An 857-nucleotide genomic window follows, 5' to 3' on the forward strand; every position below is an offset into this window, starting at 1 on the left:
CGAGCCGCGACGGCGCGACCCTGACCCGTGCCGCCGAAGCGCGGCGCGCCAACCTGCTGACGCTGCGCTTCGGCGATGGAAGCGTGGATGCGGCTGTCGACGGCGGCGGGACCGCCGCCCGGCCGGTTGAGCGCAAGCTCCGGCGATCCTACATGGGCGGGCAGCCCGGCCTGTTCGACGCGCCGGAGGAGTAAGCCGATGCTCATGTCTGGAAGCGGCAGGGCCGCACGCGTTCATTATCTGCCCGGCACTTTCCGCCTGCTCAGCGACGGCGACCATGTGGTCTGTGCGGTCACCGGCGCGCGGATCCCGCTCCACGAGCTGCGTTACTGGAGCGTCGAACGGCAGGAGCCTTATGTCGACGCTGCGGCCAGCCTCAAAGGCGAGCAGGCGGCCGGGTCGCGCTAGGCAGCCGCAGCTAGCCGATCCGCTTCACCTTGATCCCGTTTCCGCCGGGGATGGTCAGCCAGAAGCTCCCCAGCGACCCGCGCTTTACGTTGACCTTCTTGCCCGGCCGCGCATCGAGCCCCGGCCAATCGTCGGTCTGGCTCCAGGTCGACCCGTCGTCGAGGGTGATCACCCAGCCGCCGTCGAGGTTTCGCCCAGTGCTCCGGATCGTGCCCTCGATCTGATCGATCTCGCCCTCGCCGCCGAACAGCCCGCCAAAATTGGGGATCGAGAAGCCGAACAGCGAGCGTCCCGCCGCGCGGACCTTCTGCTTGTCGACCATGACGATGTCCTTGCTCGCGATCGCCTGGCCAACCGCCGCGGCCTCGCGGTCGAAGCAGGCAAGTCGCTGGTCGGCCGCCGCAATCGCCCGGCACGCCATCAGGCGCTGCACCTGCGCGGGGGGGGCG

Annotated in this window: 3 protein-coding genes; 2 read left to right on the forward strand and 1 reads right to left on the reverse strand. The window is 69.9% G+C overall.

Features of this window, described 5'->3' with window-relative positions; genetic code table 11:
* Positions 1 to 194 (forward strand): hypothetical protein (locus GH737_RS15645; RefSeq protein ID WP_420853466.1); only part of this gene is annotated, 194 nt, incomplete at its 5' end.
* A 4-nt stretch (positions 195 to 198) separates the two neighbouring features.
* Complete coding sequence (locus tag GH737_RS14920; protein WP_155265542.1) at positions 199 to 408, forward strand: DUF2093 domain-containing protein; 210 nt, start codon at positions 199 to 201, stop codon at positions 406 to 408.
* Between the two features lie 10 nt (positions 409 to 418).
* Here GH737_RS14920 and GH737_RS15650 read toward each other — a convergent pair.
* On the reverse strand, positions 419 to 857 hold a 439-nt coding region (locus GH737_RS15650), incomplete at its 5' end, for a hypothetical protein (protein ID WP_196233254.1).

Source organism: Sphingomonas segetis (assembly GCF_009720245.1).
Taxonomy (GTDB): domain Bacteria; phylum Pseudomonadota; class Alphaproteobacteria; order Sphingomonadales; family Sphingomonadaceae; genus Sphingomicrobium; species Sphingomicrobium segetis.